Raw genomic sequence first — 20,103 nt, 5'->3', positions numbered from 1 at the left:
TCAGGCGCCTGAAGGTCAGCGCCAGGAGCCGGCGAGCGGGGCGCCGTACCAGCGCTCGATCAGCCAGCGCGAGATCGACACCGACCCCGGCAGCGCCAGCTCGCCCGACGTCGTCATCCGGCGGACGTCCTCACGGCTGAACCACCGCGCGTCGGCGGTCTCGGTGCCGTCGACGGTGACCTCGGTCGTACGTGCCTTGCCGAAGAACCCGAGCATCAGGCTCGACGGGAACGGCCACGGCTGGCTCGCGGCGTACGACACCTCGCCGACCTCGACGGCCGTCTCCTCCAGAGTCTCTCGGCGCACCGCGTCCTCGAGCGACTCCCCCGGCTCGACGAACCCCGCCAGCGTCGAGAACCTGCCCTCGGGCCAGTCGGGACGGCGTCCGAGGAGGGCCCGATCGTCGTCGTCGGTGATGAGCATGATCACCGCGGGGTCCGTACGGGGGAAGTGCACTGCGCCGCACTCCGGGCAGCGGCGTACGTGTCCGCCCTCGGCCACGGCGGTCGGCGCTCCGCAGCGCGAGCAGCGCGGGTGGGTCCGGTGCCACTGGGCGACGCCGACCGCGTGGACACCCAGGCGGGCCTGTGCCGTCGACAGCTCGTGCGCGGCGACCCGCAGCGCGCGCGCCGGGTCAGGCACCTTGTCGAGCAGGACGGCGGCGTGCTCCGCTCCGTCGACCGTGCCGAGGTAGAGCCGGTCGCCAGCGGGGACGTCGTCGGGGCTGTGCCAGACGAGCCCGTCGGCATCGGCCGAGACGTGCTCACCGCCGACCAGGAGCACCCTTGTCGCCGGATCCGTCCACAGCCTGTCCATGAAGGCGTCGTCCACACGCCGCTCGGAGTGCCGGTTGTATGCGCCGTCCGCGAACGTGAATCCCTCAGCCACGCGGCGAGCCTACGCCCCCGTCGATCGGCTGCACGAGGCGCTCGAGCGCAGCGCGGTCGGGCAGGTCGGGCGGCGTCACAGAGGTGCCCAGCCGCACGTAGTGGAACGTCGCCTTCACCCGCTCCAGCGGGACACCGTGCTTCTCGGCCCACGCCAGGCGGTAGACGGCCAGCTGCAGCGGATCGGCGTCGGGCCGGCGGTTCGTCTTCCAGTCGACGATCTCGAACTCGTCGCCCGACCGGTAGACCGCGTCGATGCGTCCGCTGACCAGCTGACCGCCGAGCCGCAGGGTGAACGGCTCCTCGATCGCGTACGGGGTGCGGTCGCCCATCGGACCCGACTCGAACGCGCGGATCAGCTCGGCCAGCTCGACCTCGTCGGCGATCTCGTGCCCACGCAGCCCGGGGAGCTCGTCGTCACCGATCAGGGTCTGCTGGCCGAAGTGCGCCTCGATCCAGGCGTGGAACCGCGTGCCGAACCGTGCGGCGGGCGCGGGGGGACGCGGGAGCGGCCTGGCGAGGCTGCGGGCGAAGGCTGCCGGATCCTTGCGCATCGCCATCAGGGAGGTGGTCGACAGGTTCGGCGGCAACGGCACCTCCAGCGTCTCGCTCTGCGTGCGGCGCGCCTCGGTCAGGAGTCTTTCGACCTCCTCGTCGATCTCGGCGAGCCTGGCGAGCTGCGCGGACTCCTCCGGCGACTCCGCGTCGCCGACCTCGATGAGCATCGGCTGCGGATCGGACGGCGGGTCCGCCGCGTACGCCCGGACGAGCGCGGCGGCCTCGCGGCGGCGTACGAGCTCGTCCTCGGGCGGCTCCACCGGCCAGACGACGGCGTCGGCACGACCCCGCAACGGGTTGTCGGCATCGTGCTCGGGCTCGGGGACCCACAGCTCGGCGTCGGAGCCACGGCTGCGCAGCCAGGTCGCCACCGTCTCGAGGTAGGCGCTCGGCTCGGACGGGTCCTTGCGGGTCCGGCTCCACCGATGGCCGCTCGCGATCAGCAGGCGGCGGGCGCGCGTGAACGCGACGTAGGCGAGCCGGACCTCCTCCATCGCCGCGTCGGCCTTCATCGCCGCCTGGAACTCCTTGTGACCGGCGTTGCTCAGCTCCTCGACCACCGGGAGCTCGGCGCCGTCGCCGCGGAGGTCGTGCGGAAGCGCGGATGCGCTCTTCGTCCAGGCCGGTCGCGACCGGGTCGAGGGGAACACGTCGGCGGTGAGGAACGGCACGAGGACGACGTCCCACTCCAGGCCCTTGGCCGTGTGGACCGTCAGGAGCTTGACCGAGTCGGAGTCGCTCGGCGACGCCACCTCGAGGCCGCCGTTGTAGTCCTCCTCGGCGTCGAGGTAGGCCAGCACCGCCGACAGTCCGGCCGACGGGTCGGTCGCCACGACGTCGGCGACGACGTCGAGCAGCCGGGAGACGTTGTCCTGAGCGACCCGCGCCGCCGTGCCGGGCGTCGCGGCGAGCTCGACGTCGATGCCGAGAGCCGCCACCGCGAGCCGCGCGGTGTCGGCGGGCGAGCCGCTCGAACGGCGACGAAGCCCTCGCAGGAGGCGCGAGACCTCGGCGAAGCGGACGCGCGCCTCGTCGGAGTACGGGAGGCGGTGCCCTTCGTCGTCCGGACTGTCGACCGCATCGGCGAGGGACACGATCTCGGTCGGGTCGGTGCCGCGGACCGAGCGCTCGAGCTCTTCCTCGAGCGACGCGCTGGGCGCCTCGCGCATCGCCCCGACGAGCTGCTTGGCGCGGCGGCCCAGGAGTGCGAGGTCGCGCGGGCCGATCCTCCACCGTGGGCCGGTGAGGAGCCGGAGCAGGGCGGCGTTGGCCGTCTGGTCGGAGAGCACCCGCAGCACCGACACGACATCGGACACCTCCGGCTGCGCGAGCAGGCCAGAGAGCCCGACGACCTCCACCGGGACGCCCTCGGCGCGCAGCGCGGCGACCAGCGTGGGGACCTCGGTCTTGGTGCGAACGAGGACGGCGATCTCCGACCACGGAGTCGCGCCGTCGCCATGGGCTCCGGCGACCTGGTCGACGATCCAGTCGACCTCGTCGGCCACCGACTCGTGCAACGCGGCACGGACCGTCCCGCCGTCCGTGCCGTCGGCCGCCACCAGCGGGCGTACGACCTCGGTCGCCTGGTAGTACGGAGCGGCCACCCGGTTGGCGACCTCGAGGATCTCGGCCCGGCTGCGGCGGTTGACCAGCAGGTGGAAGAGGCTGCCCCGGGTCGCGTCGTCGTCACGGCTCGCACCGCGCCGGTCAGGATCGGCCGGAAAGTCGTCCAGGAACGCCGTGAGGTTGCTCGCCGCTGCACCGCGCCAGCCGTAGATGCCCTGGCACGGGTCGCCCACGGCGGTCACGCAGTGTCCGAGGCCGTCGCCGCTCCCGCCTGAGAACAGCCCACGAAGCATGTCGCGCTGGGCGACGGAGGTGTCTTGGTACTCGTCGAGGAGAACGACCGAGAACCGCTCCCGCTGCGACCGCGACACCTCGTCGCACTCGAGCGCCAGGCGGGCCCCGCGCTCCATCTGGTCGGAGAAGTCGACGACCCCGTCCTCGGACTTCGCGGCACGGTAGCGCTCGACGAGCGTCACCAGCTCGTCGCGGCGCCGTGTGACCTCGACGAGCTCGCCGTGGAGCTTGACCGGCTTCATCTCGGCCGTTGCTCGCTCGACGTCGACACGCATCTCGGCGTCGAACGCCCGCACCTCGTCGGGCGTCACGAGGTGCTCGGCCATCTGACCGTCGAGAGCCAGCACCTCCCCGATGACGGTCGGCAAGGACGTGCTCGCGTGCGTGAGGGAGCCGGGGTACGAGGCAATGGCGCGGAACGCACGCTGGAACCTCGAGGCGTCGGTCGTCACCCGCAGGTCGGGCTCGAAGCCGCGCAGCAGACCGTACTCGGTGATGAGCGTGCCGGCGTAGGCGTGGTAGGTGGACACGGTCGGCGTGCCGTACCGCTCGAGCAGGTCGGGCATCCCCGCCTCACGCGCCAGCGTCTCCAACGCCTGACGGACGCGGTGCGCGAGCTCGGAGGCAGCCTTGTTGGTGAACGTGAGGCCGAGGATCGCGCCCGGCAGCACTCCGTCGTGGCCGACGAGCCAGACCACCCGTGCGGCCATCACCGTCGTCTTGCCCGAACCGGCGCCGGCGATGATCGCGCTCGGCCGGTCGGTCGGCGCCTGGATCGCCGCCATCTGCTCGGCGGAGAACGGGATGCCGAGGACCGTACGGAGGTGGTCGGCGTCGTGGATGAGCTGCGGGAGCTCGACGGCGGTCGCGGTCGCCTCGGCGGTTGCGGTCACGAGGCCTGCTCCTCCGCGGTGAACCCGGTCGGCGCGACGGCGTCGAGGACCGACGAGCCCTCGGGCTTCGCCGGACACACCCGGGCGAACTGGCAGAACTGGCACGCCTTCGGGCTGGGCGTCGCGACCCACTGCTCCGATCGGACGGTGCGGACGGCGTCCTCGAGCAGGGCGTAGGCGAAGAACGGCGCGTCGTCGCGAGGCGGGTCCTGCGGCTGCACCTTGGGTGAGGTGGGGCGTCGTGAAGAGTCCTGGAGACGCAGCTGGACGAGCTCGGCACCGCCGCTGCGGGCGATCGCGGCGGCCTCGGCGTCGGCGTCGGCGGCGTCGTCGGCTTCGGTGCCGTCGGCTTCTGTGTCCAGCGCCGCTGCCGCTGCCGCGCTCGGGTCACCCGCCGGCTCCAGCAGGTCGTCGGCCACGCCGTGCTGGATCGCGAGCTGGTAGACGCCGAGCTGGGCGTGCTCGGCGATGTCGCTCCCCGTCGGGGCGTACTTGCCCGTCTTGAAGTCGACCACGTGGACGAACCCGTCGACGTCGACCTCGACGCGGTCCATCGAACCCCTGAGGATCACGTCGTCGTCGGCCACCCGCAGGCGTACTTCGAAACCGAGCTCGGCCGCGAGCGGACGACGGCGTGCGGCCTGCTCCTGCTCGGCGTGCCACTGTGCGAACCGCCCGATCGCCGACCGGGCCTCCTCGCGTTCACGCTGAGCGACCCAGGGCGCGGCGTAGGCGAGGCGCTCCCACACGACGTCGAGCGCCGCGTCGAGCGCGCCGGGATCGGCCGCCGTCCCGCCGCGTACGACGTCGGCTGCGAGCGCGTGGACGAGCAGGCCGAAGCCCTGGGCGGTCGAGCTGACCGTCTCGCCCTTGGCTTCGTGGGTGAGGAACCACGACAACGAGCAGGAGCTGATGGCGTCGAGCGAGCTGCCGGAGAGCTGAACCGGCTTGTCGAGCGCCCGGACGGGTTGCTCGGACCGGGTGACCTCGCGCAGACCCCACCACGCGTCGGGGTGGGCGGGCGCCACGGCGGGCACGGCGGTGGCCGCGAGAGTGCCCAGCCGTCGCGCTGCGGCGTCGCGCACAGCGGGCGTCGCGCCGTACTCGGCGAGCTCGCGCAGCTCGGCGATCACTCCGCGCAGCGACATGCCACGGCGAGGGCGGCGCTCGGGGAACGTCGACGCGCTGTTCGCGTGCCGCTCGATGTCGGCGACGAACGCCGACGGCTGGTCGCCGTCCGGGTCGGGGCTCGCCACCGCGGTGACCACCAGCCGGGTGCGGGCGCGGGTCACGGCGACGTAGAACAGCCGCCGCTCCTCCGCGACCAGCTCGGCGGCCGTCGCGGGCAGGCCGAGGCGGGCAGGAGCGACCGAGGCTCCGTCACCGGGGCTGAGCCGCTCGGCAGCCAGCAGCGAACCGCGGTGGCGTACGTCGGGCCAGGTGCCGTCCTGGACCCCGGCGACCACGACCATGTCCCACTCGAGACCCTTGGCACGGTGCGCGGTGAGCAGACGAACGGCCGCACCCCGCTGCCCGCGCTCGGCGAGGGTGTCGGTCGGGACCTCGTGGTGCGCGACCTCGTCGAGGAAGGCCGGGACCTTCTGGCGGCGCTGGCTCTCCTCGGCCCGGGCGGCGAGGGCGAACAGCGCGACGACCGCGTCGAGGTCGCGGTGGGCGGCCGCGGCGGCGTCGGCATCGGTGACCTGGAGCTCCGCGGCAGCATCCTTGCCCCCGACCGCCGCTCCGGCAGCGCCACCGTGCACGTCACCTCGAGCACCCTCGATCGCGGCGAGCAGCCGCCCCTGCCAGCCCGTGCCGCGCCAGATCGTCCACAGCACCTGCTCGGGTGACGTCTGCGACGCGATCAGCCGGGCTGCGTCGGCGAGTAGAACCGCAGCCGCGTACGCCCTGCGGGCGACGTCGCCCGCACGGCCTCGACGAGTCGCGCCGTCCACAAGGGGAGCGACCGTGAGAGGCACGCGGACAAGCTCGACCAGCAGCTCGCGGGAGCTGCGCGGGAGTCGTCGCTCGCCCTCGTCGTCGTACGCGTCGCGACGGCGCAGCTCCTGGCAGAGGATCCGCAGCTCGGCAGCGTCGAGGTCGCCGATCGGTCCGGTGAGGTAGCGCTCGACCGCCTCCGGGTCGGGATCGCGGCCCTCCGCGAGAGCCACCGAGAGTCGCATCGCACCGAGCAGCGCCGCGACGGCCGGCTCCGTGCGCAACGGCACCTCGGCACCCGCCATCTCGACCGGCACCCCCGCGGCCTGCAGCGCACGCTGCAGCCGCGGCATCGCCGTACCCGAGCGCACCAGCACCGCCATGTCGTCCCAGCCGACCCCTTCCTCGAGGTGCGCGCGGCGCAGCATCAGCGCGATGTGCTCGGCCTCCGCGGCCGGGTCGGCGAACCTGCGGACCCACACCTCGTCTCCGGCCGCGCGTGAGCTCGGCTCCGGGTCACGGAACCCCCGTGCCTCGACGGCGAGGCGCCCCAGGGGGATGCGCTGAGCGACCTCGCGCGACGCCGCCAGGATGCGGGGGCCGAACCGACGCGTACGGCGCAGGGACACCACCGGAGCGGGTGCCCCCGTCGTCGTACGGAAGGTGTCGGAGAAGCCGAGGATGCCGGAGACGTCGGCGCCCCGGAACGCGTAGATCGACTGGTCGGGATCACCGACCACGACCAGCTCGCGCCCGTCACCGGCGAGGGCCCGCAGCATTGCGACCTGGGCGGGGTCGGTGTCCTGGTACTCGTCGACGATCACGAACCGGAACCGGTCGCGCAGCGCCGGCTGGTGCTCCGGGTCGCCGGCCACGATGCCTGCGCGGTGCACGAGCTCGGCGTAGTCGATGAGGTTCTGGGCGTCGAGCACGTCGAGGTATTCCTCGAAGAACTGCGCCGCGGCCGCCCAGTCACCGCGTCCGGTCTCCGCGCCGGCCGCCGCGAGGTCCTCAGGGTCCAGGCCGAGCGCCCGCGTGCGGGTCATCAGCCGCTCGAGCTCGACGGCGAAGCCACGCGTGCGCAGGGCGGGACCGAGCCGCGCCGGCCACGCGACCGTACGGTCGTCCAGCCCGCCGACCACCAGCTCGCGGATGCGCGAGTCGGACTCCGACGCGGACAGCAGCTGGAGCGGCTCGGAGTAGCTCTTGGGGTCCTGGAACTCCCGCACGAGCCCGTAGCAGAACGAGTGGAACGTGGTCGCCAACGGCGTCGAGACGGAGCGGTCGAGCCGGTCGCTCACCCGGTGGCGCAGCTCCTCGGCGGCCTTGCGGCTGAACGTGAGGACGAGCACCTGTTCAGGGCGCAGTCCGTGGCGCTCGATGCGGTCGACCACGGTCTCGACGAGCGTCGTGGTCTTGCCCGTGCCGGGACCGGCCAGCACGAGGAGCGGCCCGGCTGCATGGTCGACCACGGCCTGCTGGTGAGCGTCGAGCGAGGGTGCGGGGGCGCGCTCGCTCGGGGGTGGCACCAGCGCGTACGCCGGGGGCCCGGGGTGGTCGGTCATGGCTCCTATTCGATCAGAGCGGGCCGACAGTTCCGTGGACCTCGTACGCCGCGGCGCGCATGTCGACGCGGACCTCCTGGTCGAGCCGGCTGCGCAGCGGCGTGCCCTCCTCGAGGTAGTGCTCACGGGCCCGGCCGCGCAGCTGTTCCGCCAGCGTCCCGTCGGCTCGGATCACCCGCCACCACGGCACCGCCGCGCCGTACGTCGCCATCACGCGTCCGACCTGGCGCGGGCCTCCGCGGCCGAGTGCGGCGGCCACCTGGCCGTACGACACGACGTGCCCCGGAGGCACCTGCTCGGCGATCCGCAGGACGGCCTCGACGTACGCGTCCGGGTCCAGCCCGTCGTCCTCGCTCACGCGCCCAGGTTCCCACGTGCCCCCCGTTTGGGGTGTTCGCACCTAAAGGGCGGGCATTGCACCTCGCATTCGCGGTGCCATCCTCGCGGCTCGGGTGCGAGCACCTCAAACGTGGCGACCGACGGCATGGCAGCGGGATCAAAGGAAGCGACGGCGTCCCCACTCGAGGTCGTCGCGAGTCCGCGCGATCGTCGCGCGTGTCGGTGCCCAGACCTCGCCCCAGAGGAACCGAAGCATCCCTCGGCGCGTCCCGCACATCTTCAACTCGCGTTTGCGTTCGTCAGCGACGACGTCCTCCGGCGACTTCCCGGGAACGAAGCCGCGGCCGTACTTGATCTTCCCGTCGAACTCACCGAGCATTCCGTGCTCGAGCCACGCGAAGTCCGATCGACCCACGAGCATGCCGTGGTCGTCGAAGACGTCGTGCTGGAGGTCCGGCATCGGGAGCCGGAACGCGTAGAACATCCAGCGGGTCAGCGACTCGCCCGGTGACTCGGCGCGACCGTCGGCGAGCGTCAGCGCGAGGCGCGGGCCCTGCGAGCCCTTCCACGAAGCGAACGCCTCGCCGGTCGCTTCCAGCTCGGCTCGCGTGACGTCTCCGCGGTGCAGCGCATGGTCCATGAGCACGAGCGAGCTGCGTGGGGGCAGCTTCACGCCCGCTTCCCAGATCGCCCGCGCCTGAGACGTCACGATCCGCCCGTCGACCACGACGAGATCCGCCTCGTCAACGGTGAACACGCGGTGGTCGACGCCCGCGCGTCGGCGGCCGGGGAGCTGGTCGAGGCGGACGACATCGACCCACCTACGGTCGATTCCGACGAGTGGGAGCCGTTGGACCGCCGCGGATGACGCGCCGCAAAGGACCGCGTTGGGTCCGACCTTGTCGGCGACCGCCAGGCAGAGCACGGCGTACTGCTCGTCAGGCGTGAGCGAGTCGTACGTCTTGGCGAACGCGTACGCGCCGTGGCGGACGCGCCGGATCGTGCTCGCCTTGCGGAGCGGGACGAGCACCTCGGGGTCGATACCGATGGCACGTAGATCCGCTCGACCGAAGTAGCCGCCGCGCGCGGCGGCGAGCACTTCCAAGGCCGCCAGGTCGTCGGGATGCATCTCTCGACGGTGACGGAGCTGAGCTCCCTGCGCGGACGTGAATCCACAGGTCGGTGCGCTGGGCGGCGCTCGTACACAGCCTCCCCGAGTCCCCCGTTTGAGGTGTTCACACCTCAAACGGGGACAACCCACCTCGAACTCGGGGTGGGATCGGGACCTATGAGGTGTTCACACCTCAAACGCGGGTGGGGGACGCCGCAGATGGCGTGAGAGCGGCCGCGCGCCCGGGCGGCGGAGCCGGGACGCAGCGACGCCCGGCACCGCCGTACGAGCGGGGCCGGGCGTCAGCGCTGGTGCGTCAGTACGACGGCTGCGAGGGATCGATCTGGTTCACCCACGCGACGACGCCGCCGCCGACGTGGACGGCGTCCTCGAGGCCCGCACCCTTGACGATCGCGAGCACCTCGGCCGAGCGGGCGCCCGACTTGCACTGCAGCACGACCTGCTTGTCCTGCGGCAGCTGCTCGAGCGCACTGCCGGCGAGGAAGTCGCCCTTGGGGATGAGCACGGAGCCCGGGATCTTGTTGATCTCGTACTCGTTGGGCTCGCGCACGTCGACGAGGACGAAGTCGCGCGTGCCCTCCTCGCGCTCCTTGAGCATGCTCGCCAGCGTCGTGACGGAGATCGTCGAGTCGGCGGCGGCGTCGGCAGCCTCGTCCGAGAGCACCCCGCAGAACGCCTCGTAGTCCTCGAGCAGTGCCGTCGGCGGCTCGCCGTTGGGGTCGCGGCGGATCTTGAGCTCGGTCCAGCGCATCTCGAGCGCGTCGAAGACGAGCAGGCGGCCGATGAGCGGGTCGCCGATGCCGGTGATCAGCTTGATGGCCTCGTTGACCATGACCGACCCGATCGACGCGCACAGCACGCCGAGCACGCCGCCCTCGGCGCACGACGGGACCATGCCCGGCGGCGGGGGCTCGGGGTAGAGGTCGCGGTACTGCGGGCCCTCCTGCGCCCAGAACACCGACACCTGGCCCTCGAAGCGGTAGATCGAGCCCCACACGTACGGCTTGCCGAGGATCACGGCCGCGTCGTTGACGAGGTAGCGGGTCGCGAAGTTGTCGGTGCCGTCGAGGATCAGGTCGTAGTCGGCGAAGATCTGCAGCACGTTGTCGACGTCGAGGCGCTCCTCGTGGAGGACGACGTTCACGTACGGGTTGATCTCGGCGACCGACTCCTTGGCCGACAGGGCCTTGGACTTGCCGATGTCGCTCTGGCCGTGGATGACCTGACGCTGGAGGTTGGACTCGTCGACGGTGTCGAAGTCGATGATGCCGAGCGTGCCGACACCCGCGGCCGCGAGGTAGAGCAGGGCCGGGCTGCCGAGACCGCCCGCGCCGATCACGAGGACCTTGGCGTTCTTGAGGCGCTTCTGGCCCGACATCCCGACGTCGGGGATGATCAGGTGCCGGCTGTAGCGGCGAACCTCGTCGACGGTCAGTTCGTCGGCGGGCTCGACGAGGGGTGCTAGTGCCACGACGTCTCCTCGGTCGGTGCGTTGCGTTCAGGTGTACGGGGAACGAGCCCCGCTGGTGTCGTCAACACCGTGCGACGGCGCGGTGTTCCCGCGACCGGCGTCCCTCCATGATGCCTCGATCGTCCCGCCCACCGGACACCCGTCTTACTCTCCGGACCCCGGCGCCAGGACGGGCGGTGAGACCGGTACGCCCCGGTTTGACCGACGCGCCGCGCGTACCCGTCAGTAGGAGCGAGATACGATCGCCCACGTGACCGAGACCACTACGACTGCCCCCCGCCCTCGCGGCGGCCGTCTTCCTCGCAGCGCCCGGCGAGCCCAGCTCCTCGAGGCCGCCCGCGAGATCTTCGTCGACAACGGCTACCACGCGGCGGCGATGGACGACATCGCCGAGCGTGCCGGAGTGAGCAAGCCGGTCCTCTACCAGCACTTCCCGGGCAAGCTCGAGCTCTACCTCGCGCTGCTCGACACCGCGTGCGACACCGTCGTGGAGGCGGTGCGCGAGGCGCTCGCCTCGACCGACGACAACAAGGCGCGGGTGCAGGCGACGATCGACGTCTTCTACAGCTACGTGGCGAGCGACCAGGCTGCGTTCCGGCTGGTCTTCGAGTCGGACATCACGAACGACCCCGAGGTACGCCGCCGCGTCGACCGCGTCAACAGCGAGACCGCCTCGGCGATCGCCGTGGTCATCCACGAGGACACCGCCCTCCCCGAAGTGGCCGCCGAGCTCCTCGCGATGAGCCTCGTCGGCATGGCGCACGTCAGCGCCCGCTACTGGCTCGACCAGGGCTCGGCGATGACCAAGGAAGAGGCCGTCGCGATGGTGAGCATGCTCTCGTGGCGCGGCATCGGCGGCTTCCCGCGGACCGACGAGCCCGAAGCCGACTGACCACGCCGGGCGGCGCCGCGTACGCGGGAAGCGAACGCGTGCGAGCCGGACGACGGCGGCGAGATAGCGTGAACCTGCCTGCAGCCCTCGCAGGCGGCAGGCACCTGTGAGACGAGAAGAGAGGCCACGACGTGGAGGTACGGATCGGCATCCAGCACAGCCCGCGCGAGCTGTCGCTGGAGACCTCGGACAGCAAGGACGCGATCCTGGGAGCGTTCAAGGAGGCCGGATCCGGTGACGGGCTGCTGGCCCTCTCCGACGAGCGCGGCCGCAGCGTCGTGATCCCGGTGGACAAGATCAACTACCTCGAGTTCTCCGGCGAGGGCGGCCGACGGGTCGGCTTCGGGGAGTCCTAGCCCGGTACGACGGGGGCCGGGCTCAGGAATCGAGTCCGAGCTCGGCCATCCGTCCCGCGTGGTTCTCCGTCATCCGCGCGAACATCCGCCCGATCGCAGCGAGGTCCATCCCGCCCGCCCGGTCGGCGCCCCCCACCAGCACCGTGGTGAGCCCGTCGTGCTCGGCGGCCACCAGCTGCGCCTGGCTCAGCGCCTCGCCCATCAGGCGACGCCCCCACAGCGCGAGGCGCCCCGCGATCGTCGGGTCTGCCGCGATCGCCTCCCGGACCCGGGTCACGACGAACGCCGAGTTGCCCGTGCCGTCCAGGCTCTCGAGCACGAGGGCGCGGGTGTCGACGTCGAGGTACGCCGCGATCTCACGGTAGAAGTCGGCCGCCAGCCCGTCGCCGACGAACGCCTTCACCAGACCCTCCAGCCAGTCCGACGGAGCGGTCTGGACGTGGAACCGCGTGAAGGACTCCTCGAACGGCTCCATCGCCGCGTACGGCTCGACCCCGAGGGTCTCGAGGCGGTCGCGCAGGCCGAAGAAGTGGCCCAGCTCCGCCTGCGCCATCTGCGCGAGCTCGGCCTTGTCGCGCAGCGTCGGGGCCAGCTTGGCGTCCTCGGCGAGACGCTCGAACGCAGACAGCTCGCCGTACGCGATGACGCCGAGGAGCTCGATCACACCCTTCCGGTAGAGCGGATCCTCGAAGGCGGCGGGCGTGTCAGGAGCGGACGTCGATTCGGCCATGGACGAAGGGTATCGACCTCCGAGGGTGTCGCCTGCCCCGTCCCTTCGGGGCACCGGGATAGAGTGGTAGTGCCCAGGCGTGGATCGAGTGCACTCTCGGACCACGGTCGCCGGGCCGCGCGGTCGCTGCTGAGCGGTACGCCGGGACCTCCCGACGCGCCGCCGCGTACGACCACAGGAGACCAAGCCGCCCAAGACGCGCGGCACGAACGACGAGAAAACGAGTAGACCCCTGACCACGTTCAAAGACCTGGGCGTTCTCCCCGAGATCGCCGAAGCCCTGGAGGACCAGGGCATCACCGACGCATTCCCGATCCAGGAGATGACGCTCCCCATCGCTCTGATGGGCAACGACCTGATCGGACAAGCCCGTACGGGTACGGGCAAGACGCTGGCCTTCGCCATCCCTCTCGTGCAACGCTCGATCGCGCCGCACGACCCCGAGTTCGAGATGTTGAGCGCACCCGGCAAGCCGCAGGCGCTGATCATCGCGCCGACCCGTGAGCTGGCGCTCCAGGTCTCGGCTGACGTCTCCGCGGCGTCGTCCAAGCGCGGCACGCGAGTCCTCACCGTCTACGGCGGTGTCCCGTACGAGCCGCAGCTCGAGGCGCTCGAGACCGGTGTCGAGATCGTCATCGGTACGCCCGGACGTCTCCTCGACCTGGCCAAGCGCCGGGCGCTCGACCTGTCGCACGTCAAGGCGCTCGTCCTCGACGAGGCCGACGAGATGCTCGACCTCGGGTTCCTCCCCGACGTCGAGGCCCTCATCTCGCGCACGCCCGAGCTGCGTCAGACGATGCTGTTCTCGGCCACGATGCCGGGCGCCATCGTCTCCCTCGCCCGCGTGCACATGCGGCACCCGGTCAACATCCGTGCGGAGTCCAGCGCGGACTCCGCGATGGTGCCGGCGACCGCGCAGTTCGTCTACCAGGCGCACGACCTGGACAAGCCCGAGATCGTCGCCCGCATCATGCAGGCCGACGACTTCGGTCGGGTCGTCGTGTTCACGCGCACCAAGCGCGCGGCGCAGCGTCTCGCCGACGACCTCGCCGAGCGGGGCTTCAACGCCGCGCCGCTGCACGGTGACATGGCGCAGGTCGCCCGCGAGAAGGCGATGGCGCGGTTCCGCGAGGGCAAGGTCGACGCGCTCGTCGCGACCGACGTCGCCGCCCGTGGCATCGACGTCGCCGACGTGACGCACGTCGTCAACTACAGCTGCCCGGAGGACTCGAGCACGTACGTCCACCGGATCGGACGGACGGGGCGTGCCGGCAAGAGCGGCAACGCGATCACGCTGGTCGACTGGGCCGACGTCGCACGGTGGAAGACGATCAACCGCGACCTCGACCTGCCGTTCGACGAGCCGCTGGAGACGTACTCGACCTCGGAGCACTTCTTCCACGACCTCGGCATCCCGAGCGACGTCACCGGCCGTCTCGTGCCGGCTGCGCCCGCCGCGCCGAAGGCCGAGCGTTCGCGCGGCAGCGAGCGTGGAGGCGACCGTCGCGAGGGCGACCGTCGCGAGGGCGACCGTCGCGAGGGCGACCGTCGCGAGGGCGGCGACCGTTCGTCGCGCAACCGCAACCGTCGCCGTACGCGTGGCGGGCAGCCGGTCGTCGAGGGCGCCGAGGACTCCTCGAGCGCTCCGTCGGCCGAGACCCCGTCGACGTCGGCTGCTCCCGTCGAGGACGGGGCTGCCGCTGCCGAAGGCGCGCCGCGTCGTCGCCGTCGCCGCCGTCGTCCGTCGGGTTCGTCCGGCGAGTCGGCCGCGTCGACCGACAGCGCCCCGGCGCCCGCCGAGTAGCCGCTCGGGTCCGACTTCTGCGTCGGGCCCACTGAAGAAGTCAGGCCCCACCGCACACGTGCGGTGGGGCCTTGCTTCTTCGGTGGGGCCTCGACGGGTGGGTCGACGGAGGCAGGCCGTCAGGCGACGACGACGACCTTCGTGCCGATCGGCGCGAACCCCCACAGGGCGATCGCGTCGGCGGACCGCTGGCGGATGCACCCCGACGAGAGCGGCGTGCCGAGCTGGGCCCGGGTCTGCAGCGGCTCGCCGGCGTCGTCGACCGGGATGGTGTGGAACCCGATGGGGGCGTTCGCCCCCTGGGTGAACCGGACGAAGTACTCCATCGTGCTGCCGAGGTCGTACGAGGTGGCGTGCCGCGAGCGCGAGTAGACCTCGTACGAGCCCGGGTCGAGGTTGTCGGTCTTGCTCCCCGAGCCGAGGTAGGTCCGGGTGACCGTGCCGTCCTTGCGGACCAGCCACACCCGTTGCTCGCTCATCGAGAACACGATCCGGCGACCCTTGCCGGACCTCGCCGGGAGCGGCGCCTGCGCCGTGCGCAGCGATCGCGAGGAGTCGTCCGGCACGGGTGCCGACGGCCGCGTGCCGCTGCGCGACGTGTCGGACGGGAGGACCTGCGCGTCGGTCACCGCCGGCGCCTCGGGCGGGTAGAAACCGACCGGTGGAGGATCGCCGTGCGTGGCCGCTGCGGCCGGCTCCATCGCCGTCTCGAAGGGCATCGCCGGGGCGAGGTCCTCGCGCAGCACGAACCCGGTGGCGCCGATGCCGCAGACCATGGTCGTCGCGACGAGGACCCGCCAGCGTCGCGGTCGGGAGCGAGCCGCAGAATGACGTCCGCGCGATGCGTCCGGACGTCGATCGCGGGGGCTCACGGGGTCAGCGTACGCGGCACGCGCGCCGCGCGGAACGTCCGCCCACAGTCACGTGCCGACGAGGAGCCGGTCGGCGACCTCGCGGTACGCGAGAGCGCCTCGGTGGGTCGCCGCCGTCTGCAGGATCGAGCGTCCGTAGGCGGGTGCCTCGGCGAACCGTACGGTGCGCGGGATGGGCGGCTCGACGACCTCGAGCGCGTACGTCTCGGTGATCGCCTCGAGCACCGCGCGGGCGTGCCGCGTGCGCCCGTCGTACGCCGTCGGCAGCACGCCGATCACGTGCAGGTCGGGGTTGGTGAAGGAGCGGACGTCGTGCACCGTGTCGAGGAGCTGGCCGACGCCGCGGTGCGCGAGCGTCTCGCACTGCAGCGGGATGAGCAGGTCGGTGGCCGCCGTCAGCGCGGCGGCCGTCAGCACGCCGAGCGACGGCGGGCAGTCGAGCAGGATCCAGTCGTAGTCGTCCGCGACCTGCTCGAGCGCCACGCGCAGACGCTGCTCGCGTCCGGTCATCGACGCGAGCGTCTCCTCGGCCTGCGCGAGCTCGATCGTCGACGGGAGCAGGTGCACGGCCTCGTCGGTCACCAGGACGGCGTCCTGCACGCTCGAGCCGCCCACGAGCACGTCGCGCACGGAGAGCTCCAGCTCCTCGGGGTCGACGCCGAGCGAGAACGTGAGGCTCGCCTGCGGGTCCAGGTCGACCAGGAGCACGTGCTGGCCCCGCTGCGCCATGGCGACACCGAGGGACGCGACCGTCGTCGTCTTTGCGACGCCGCCCTTCTGGTTGGCGACGGCGAGCACGCGCGGGCCGCTCCGGGTCTCCGCGGTGCGAGGGGTCACAGCGGCCATTCTTCACGATCTGCGAGGATCTGCCCATGTCTCTGGCACTCGTGACCGGCGCCACGTCCGGGATCGGCCTCGCCTTCGCCCGCGAGCTCGCCCGGCGGGGCGACGACCTGGTGCTGGTCGCCCGCGACGTCGACCGGCTCGGCGCGCTCGCCGACGAGCTGCGCGCGGCCGGGCGTACGGTCCACGTCGTCCCGGCGGACCTGGCGACCCGCGACGGCGTCGCCCGCGTCACCGCCTCCATCTGCGAGCTGCGCATCGACCTGCTCGTCAACAATGCCGGGTCCTCGATCGGCAAGTTCTTCGGCGACACCGACGTCGCTGCCGAGGACGCCCAGCTCGACCTCATGGTCAAGGCGCCGATGGACCTGATGGCCGCCGCGCTCGAGGTGATGCGGCCGCGCCGTTCTGGCCAGATCCTCAACGTCGCGAGCATCGCCGCGTTCACCCCGCGCGGCACCTACTCCGCCCACAAGGCGTGGATCGTCAACCTCAGCCAGTGGATGAACATCCAGTACGCGCGTGAGGGTGTGGTCACGACCGTCCTGTGCCCGGGCTTCGTCCGTACGGAGTTCCACCAGCGGATGGGCGTCGACCCGAGCGACGTCCCCGGCTGGATGTGGACGAGCACCAACCAGCAGGTCCGCGGCGCCCTCGCCGATCTCGCGAAGGGCAAGCCGATCTCGATCCCGACGCTGCGCTACAAGGTGCTCGGGACGTTCGCCAGGTACGCGCCGGCCGGTCTGGTCGCCGCCGTCGCCAAGAAGGGCAGGAAGATCGCCGAATGAGCAGCTCGAGCAGGCGGGACACCGCACCCGCGACGCCTCGTGTCGTGTCGACCGACCGCGGCGCGTTCGCCGTCCTGGACGCGCCCGTCCCCGGTGGCACCACTCGGCGCGGCCACGTGCTGCTCGTCCCCGGCTTCACGGGCAGCAAGGAGGACTTCGCGTTCATCCTCCCGCTGCTCGCGCGGGCCGGGTGGCACGCGACCGCGTACGACCAGCGCGGCCAGTACGAGTCGGTCGGCAAGCCGGACGACGACTACTCCGTACGCGGCCTCGCCGCCGATGCGCTCGCGCTCCAGGAGGCACTCGCTCCGCAGGGCCGGTCGCACCTGGTGGGGCACTCGTTCGGCGGGCTGGTCGCGCAGCAGGCGGTGCTCGACGACGCGTCGGCGTGGCGGAGCCTCACGCTGCTGTGCTCGGGTCCGGCCGGGTTCGCGCACCCCGACGTCGTCGCAGCAGCCGACGACCCCGAGCCGGCGCTGCGTCGGCTGCGCGGGTTCATCGAGGCCGTCCCGAGCCAAGGCCTCGAGACCGTCTTCGAGCTTCAGAACACCGACCTCGACGTACGCCCGCCCGTGCGTGCGTTCCTGCGCAAGCGGTTCCTCGCCAGCGCCCCGGAGTCGTTGTGCGCGATCGCCGAGCAGCTCATCGGCGTGCCAGACCAGGTCGACGCGCTCGCCGCAACGGACGTGCCGGTCGCGGTCGCGTACGGCAGCGGAGACGACGCGTGGCCGTTCGCTGCTCAGGAGCAGATGGCCCGGCGCCTGCGCACGGAGGCGGCGGTCATCCCCGGGACGGGGCACTCCCCTGCCACGGACGATCCCGCCGCGACCGTCGCCGTCCTGCTCTCGGCCTGGGAGCGCCTGGCCGCCTGAGCACCGGTCGTACGGTGGGCCGGCACGGTCGCAGACGTGGGCGGACGGCGTGACCCACCCCCATCGGTCACGCCGCCCGCGTCTTCAGCCGGCGTCGACGATGGCCGCTACCGGACCTCCGCCGTCGGGGCCCTGGTGCGCCGCCGACACCGACACGAACACCGCGGGGTCGCCTGTCACCACGGAGGTGACGCCGCCCACGGCAGCCTTGATCTGACGGTGCCAGTGGACGTCCGAGTCGTCGAGCATCGCATTGCGCCGTCCGCGAACCATACCGTCCTGGCTGGCCTCGCACTTGAGGAACACGTTGACGAGCCGTCCGTCGAGATCGCTGGTGTGCGGCCGCTCGGGCAGCTCGAGCCCCGCCGAGCGGATCGCGTCCCAGATGCCGTCGGCGTCGAGGGCGTCCTCCATCACGGCGTGGCCGATCCGGTAGCGACCGCCGATGCCGCGGACGTTGCCCACCACGACGACCTGCGCGCGGTCGAGCTCGACCCCGGACGAGCAGGACGCCACCGACGAGTACAGCGTGCGGTCGTTGAGGACGTCGGCGTCGGTGGGCATGTCGATCTCGCCGAGCGCCACCGCGATGCCGAGCGCCGTCGTGCCGTTCGAGAGGTCCATCGACGCGAGCGTGTCCTCCGTCCAGACGGTCTCGCCGCGCGACTTGGCGTCGCGGATCGTGTCGATGGTCAGCAGCGGCGTCTTGGTCTGGACGTAGTGCACGTCGGCGGTGTCCGTGATGCCGGCGCGCTTCATCGCGACCTCGACGGCGGCGGCGACCTTCTCGACCATGGCAGTGCGGCCGATGTCTTCCGGGAGCAGCACGTCGCTCATCGCGAAGCCGACGCTCAGACGCGGCTCGTCGGTCGCTTCCACCGCGTCGTCGGGGAGGGTCGCGAAGATCGTCGCGTGCGGGCTGATCACCCCGTCCGTGCCGCCCGACCACACGATCGGCACCTGCCCGACGTCCTCGGGCGAGCGCGATCCCTTGGCCACGAGGACCTCGCGGAACGCCCGGTCGGCGATGATCCGCGTGTAGTCGTTGACGCCACCGTTGCCTTCCGTCTTGCCGATGATCGCGATGACGCGGTCGGCCTCGAGCACGCCGCCGTCGATCAGCTTCTCGAGCTCGCTGGCGTCGGCGACGGAGTGGATCGGGACCTTGCGTACTTCGATCGCTGCTGGCATGGCCTTCCTCTCGGTTGGGGTACGGATGGAACGCTACGGCGACGTGGCGTCTACGGGCAGGCTCAGGCGGTCGGCAACGGAGCGGGATCGGCGACGACGCGGGTGCCGGCCTGCCCGGTGACCGCCTCTCCGATGCGGGACAAGGACGTGATGGTGCCGGTGCGGCCGGTGTGCTCCACGAACCGGGCGACCGCCTCGACCTTCGGACCCATCGATCCTGCTGCGAAGGCGCCCGTGGTCGCGAGGCGGCGCAGCTCGACGACGTCGACGACACCGAGCGGCTGGGCGTCCGGGGTGCCGAAGCCGACGACCGCCGCCTCGACGTCGGTCGCGATGACCAGCTGGTCCGCTTCGATCTGCGCCGCGAGGAGCGCAGCGGTGAGGTCCTTGTCGATGACGGCCTCCACGCCGGCGTACCGACCGTCCTCACGCACGGTGGGGATGCCGCCGCCGCCGGCGCACACCACGACGTAACCCTGGGCGAGCAAGGTGCGTGCGGTGCCCACCTCGAGGATCGCCCGCGGCTCCGGCGAGGCGACGGTGCGCCGCCACCCGCGTCCGGTGACCTCGACCCAGTGCTGGCCGTGCAGGCGCATCGCGGCCGCCTCGTCCGCGCTCGCGTACCGGCCGATCGGCTTGCTCGGCACGAGGAAGCCGGGGTCGTCCGCATCGACGAGGGTGCGCGACACCACGACGGCCGTACGCGGCTCGTGACCGCGGGACGTGAGCTCGTCGTCCAGCGCGTCCAGCACGAGGCGTCCGATGGTCGCCTGGGTCTGCGCGACGCACCAGTCCAGCGGGACCGGAGGGACGACCGTGGCGGCGATCTCGTTCTTGAGGAGCAGGTTGCCCACCTGCGGCCCGTTGCCGTGGGTCAGAACGATCTCGTGGCCCGCCTCCACGAGGTCCGCGACGCTGCGTACGGCCCCGACGACGGCCGCCCTCTGATCCTCGGGACGGGCCGAACCGTCCGCGGAGGTCATGGCGTTGCCGCCGAGGGCGATCACAAGTCGCATGCGTCGAATCTAGGGCGGGCGGGTCCTCGCCAGCACTGGCGAAGAACGCCAACACACTGACGATCAGTGGTGAAGTGTTGCCCACAGCCCGCACGC

Annotated in this window: 16 protein-coding genes; 5 read left to right on the top strand and 11 right to left on the bottom strand. The window is 71.9% G+C overall.

Annotated features, from left to right (window positions below; translation table 11 throughout):
* Window positions 1–15: 15 nt before the first annotated feature.
* The 6 genes from nudC to moeZ form a co-directional block, all read right to left on the bottom strand.
* Window positions 16–888 carry an NAD(+) diphosphatase gene (gene nudC, locus AB3M34_RS06445; protein ID WP_370618325.1) on the bottom strand — a complete coding sequence of 291 codons (873 nt, stop codon included), beginning with the start codon at window positions 886–888 and terminating at the stop codon, window positions 16–18.
* Window positions 881–4,198, bottom strand: a complete 3,318-nt coding sequence (locus AB3M34_RS06440) for a UvrD-helicase domain-containing protein (protein ID WP_370618323.1) — start codon at window positions 4,196–4,198, stop codon at window positions 881–883. Before AB3M34_RS06440 ends, nudC begins: the two co-directional genes overlap by 8 nt.
* Window positions 4,195–7,701 (bottom strand): ATP-dependent helicase, encoded by a 3,507-nt coding sequence (locus AB3M34_RS06435; RefSeq protein WP_370618321.1) that lies wholly within the window; start codon window positions 7,699–7,701, stop codon window positions 4,195–4,197. Before AB3M34_RS06435 ends, AB3M34_RS06440 begins: the two co-directional genes overlap by 4 nt.
* A 13-nt stretch (window positions 7,702–7,714) precedes the next feature.
* On the bottom strand, window positions 7,715–8,059 hold the full coding sequence (locus AB3M34_RS06430; RefSeq protein ID WP_370618319.1) for an MGMT family protein: 345 nt from the start codon (window positions 8,057–8,059) through the stop codon (window positions 7,715–7,717).
* 138 nt (window positions 8,060–8,197) lie between these two features.
* The gene (locus AB3M34_RS06425) at window positions 8,198–9,169 is read right to left on the bottom strand and encodes a type IV toxin-antitoxin system AbiEi family antitoxin domain-containing protein (protein ID WP_370618317.1); all 972 of its coding nucleotides are present in this window, start codon (window positions 9,167–9,169) and stop codon (window positions 8,198–8,200) included.
* Window positions 9,170–9,467: 298 nt separating this feature from the next.
* On the bottom strand, window positions 9,468–10,643 hold the full coding sequence (gene moeZ / locus AB3M34_RS06420) for an adenylyltransferase/sulfurtransferase MoeZ (protein WP_370618315.1): 1,176 nt from the start codon (window positions 10,641–10,643) through the stop codon (window positions 9,468–9,470).
* Window positions 10,644–10,893: 250 nt separating this feature from the next.
* Between moeZ and AB3M34_RS06415 the strand changes: the two genes are divergently transcribed.
* Complete coding sequence (locus AB3M34_RS06415) at window positions 10,894–11,535, top strand: TetR/AcrR family transcriptional regulator (RefSeq protein ID WP_370618313.1); 642 nt, start codon at window positions 10,894–10,896, stop codon at window positions 11,533–11,535.
* Window positions 11,536–11,666: 131 nt separating this feature from the next.
* Window positions 11,667–11,891 (top strand): DUF3107 domain-containing protein, encoded by a 225-nt coding sequence (locus tag AB3M34_RS06410; protein ID WP_370618311.1) that lies wholly within the window; start codon window positions 11,667–11,669, stop codon window positions 11,889–11,891.
* A gap of 22 nt (window positions 11,892–11,913) precedes the next feature.
* Here the strand turns inward: AB3M34_RS06410 and AB3M34_RS06405 are convergent, their stop codons facing one another.
* Window positions 11,914–12,621 carry a ferritin-like fold-containing protein gene (locus tag AB3M34_RS06405; RefSeq protein WP_370618309.1) on the bottom strand — a complete coding sequence of 236 codons (708 nt, stop codon included), beginning with the start codon at window positions 12,619–12,621 and terminating at the stop codon, window positions 11,914–11,916.
* A 322-nt stretch (window positions 12,622–12,943) separates the two neighbouring features.
* On the opposite strand from AB3M34_RS06405, the gene AB3M34_RS06400 reads away from it, so the two are divergent.
* Entirely contained in the window at window positions 12,944–14,425 is a 1,482-nt protein-coding gene (locus tag AB3M34_RS06400; RefSeq protein ID WP_370618307.1) for a DEAD/DEAH box helicase, read from the top strand.
* A 119-nt stretch (window positions 14,426–14,544) separates the two neighbouring features.
* On the opposite strand, the gene AB3M34_RS06395 is transcribed toward AB3M34_RS06400, so the two are convergent.
* Window positions 14,545–15,297 carry a L,D-transpeptidase gene (locus tag AB3M34_RS06395; RefSeq protein ID WP_370618305.1) on the bottom strand — a complete coding sequence of 251 codons (753 nt, stop codon included), beginning with the start codon at window positions 15,295–15,297 and terminating at the stop codon, window positions 14,545–14,547.
* A 48-nt stretch (window positions 15,298–15,345) separates the two neighbouring features.
* Entirely contained in the window at window positions 15,346–16,134 is a 789-nt protein-coding gene (locus AB3M34_RS06390; protein WP_370618303.1) for a ParA family protein, read from the bottom strand.
* 35 nt (window positions 16,135–16,169) lie between these two features.
* Between AB3M34_RS06390 and AB3M34_RS06385 the strand changes: the two genes are divergently transcribed.
* On the top strand, window positions 16,170–16,928 hold the full coding sequence (locus tag AB3M34_RS06385; RefSeq protein WP_370618301.1) for an SDR family NAD(P)-dependent oxidoreductase: 759 nt from the start codon (window positions 16,170–16,172) through the stop codon (window positions 16,926–16,928).
* Window positions 16,925–17,800: an alpha/beta fold hydrolase gene (locus AB3M34_RS06380; protein WP_370618299.1), complete on the top strand. Its 876-nt coding sequence runs from the start codon at window positions 16,925–16,927 to the stop codon at window positions 17,798–17,800. Before AB3M34_RS06385 ends, AB3M34_RS06380 begins: the two co-directional genes overlap by 4 nt.
* 84 nt (window positions 17,801–17,884) lie before the next feature.
* Here the strand turns inward: AB3M34_RS06380 and AB3M34_RS06375 are convergent, their stop codons facing one another.
* Window positions 17,885–18,991: a ring-opening amidohydrolase gene (locus tag AB3M34_RS06375; RefSeq protein ID WP_370618297.1), complete on the bottom strand. Its 1,107-nt coding sequence runs from the start codon at window positions 18,989–18,991 to the stop codon at window positions 17,885–17,887.
* A gap of 62 nt (window positions 18,992–19,053) precedes the next feature.
* Complete coding sequence (locus tag AB3M34_RS06370) at window positions 19,054–20,007, bottom strand: carbamate kinase (RefSeq protein WP_370618295.1); 954 nt, start codon at window positions 20,005–20,007, stop codon at window positions 19,054–19,056.
* Between the last annotated feature and the right edge of the window lie 96 nt (window positions 20,008–20,103).

Source organism: Mumia sp. Pv4-285 (assembly GCF_041320275.1).
GTDB classification, from domain to species: domain Bacteria; phylum Actinomycetota; class Actinomycetes; order Propionibacteriales; family Nocardioidaceae; genus Mumia; species Mumia qirimensis.
Note: the sequence above shows the minus strand (reverse complement) of the source record. Positions and strands in the feature narration are given on the sequence as shown.

What these genes read in the sequence shown, in the direction of transcription:
- AB3M34_RS06425 (WP_370618317.1), bottom strand. Translation starts at nt 9,169, where the DNA reads ATGCATCCCGACGACCTGGCGGCCTTGGAAGTGCTCGCCGCCGCGCGC.
- AB3M34_RS06405 (WP_370618309.1), bottom strand. Translation starts at nt 12,621, where the DNA reads ATGGCCGAATCGACGTCCGCTCCTGACACGCCCGCCGCCTTCGAGGAT.
- AB3M34_RS06370 (WP_370618295.1), bottom strand. Translation starts at nt 20,007, where the DNA reads ATGCGACTTGTGATCGCCCTCGGCGGCAACGCCATGACCTCCGCGGAC.
- AB3M34_RS06385 (WP_370618301.1), top strand. Translation starts at nt 16,170, where the DNA reads ATGTCTCTGGCACTCGTGACCGGCGCCACGTCCGGGATCGGCCTCGCC.
- AB3M34_RS06380 (WP_370618299.1), top strand. Translation starts at nt 16,925, where the DNA reads ATGAGCAGCTCGAGCAGGCGGGACACCGCACCCGCGACGCCTCGTGTC.
- AB3M34_RS06400 (WP_370618307.1), top strand. Translation starts at nt 12,944, where the DNA reads ATGACGCTCCCCATCGCTCTGATGGGCAACGACCTGATCGGACAAGCC.
- AB3M34_RS06375 (WP_370618297.1), bottom strand. Translation starts at nt 18,991, where the DNA reads ATGCCAGCAGCGATCGAAGTACGCAAGGTCCCGATCCACTCCGTCGCC.
- AB3M34_RS06435 (WP_370618321.1), bottom strand. Translation starts at nt 7,701, where the DNA reads ATGACCGACCACCCCGGGCCCCCGGCGTACGCGCTGGTGCCACCCCCG.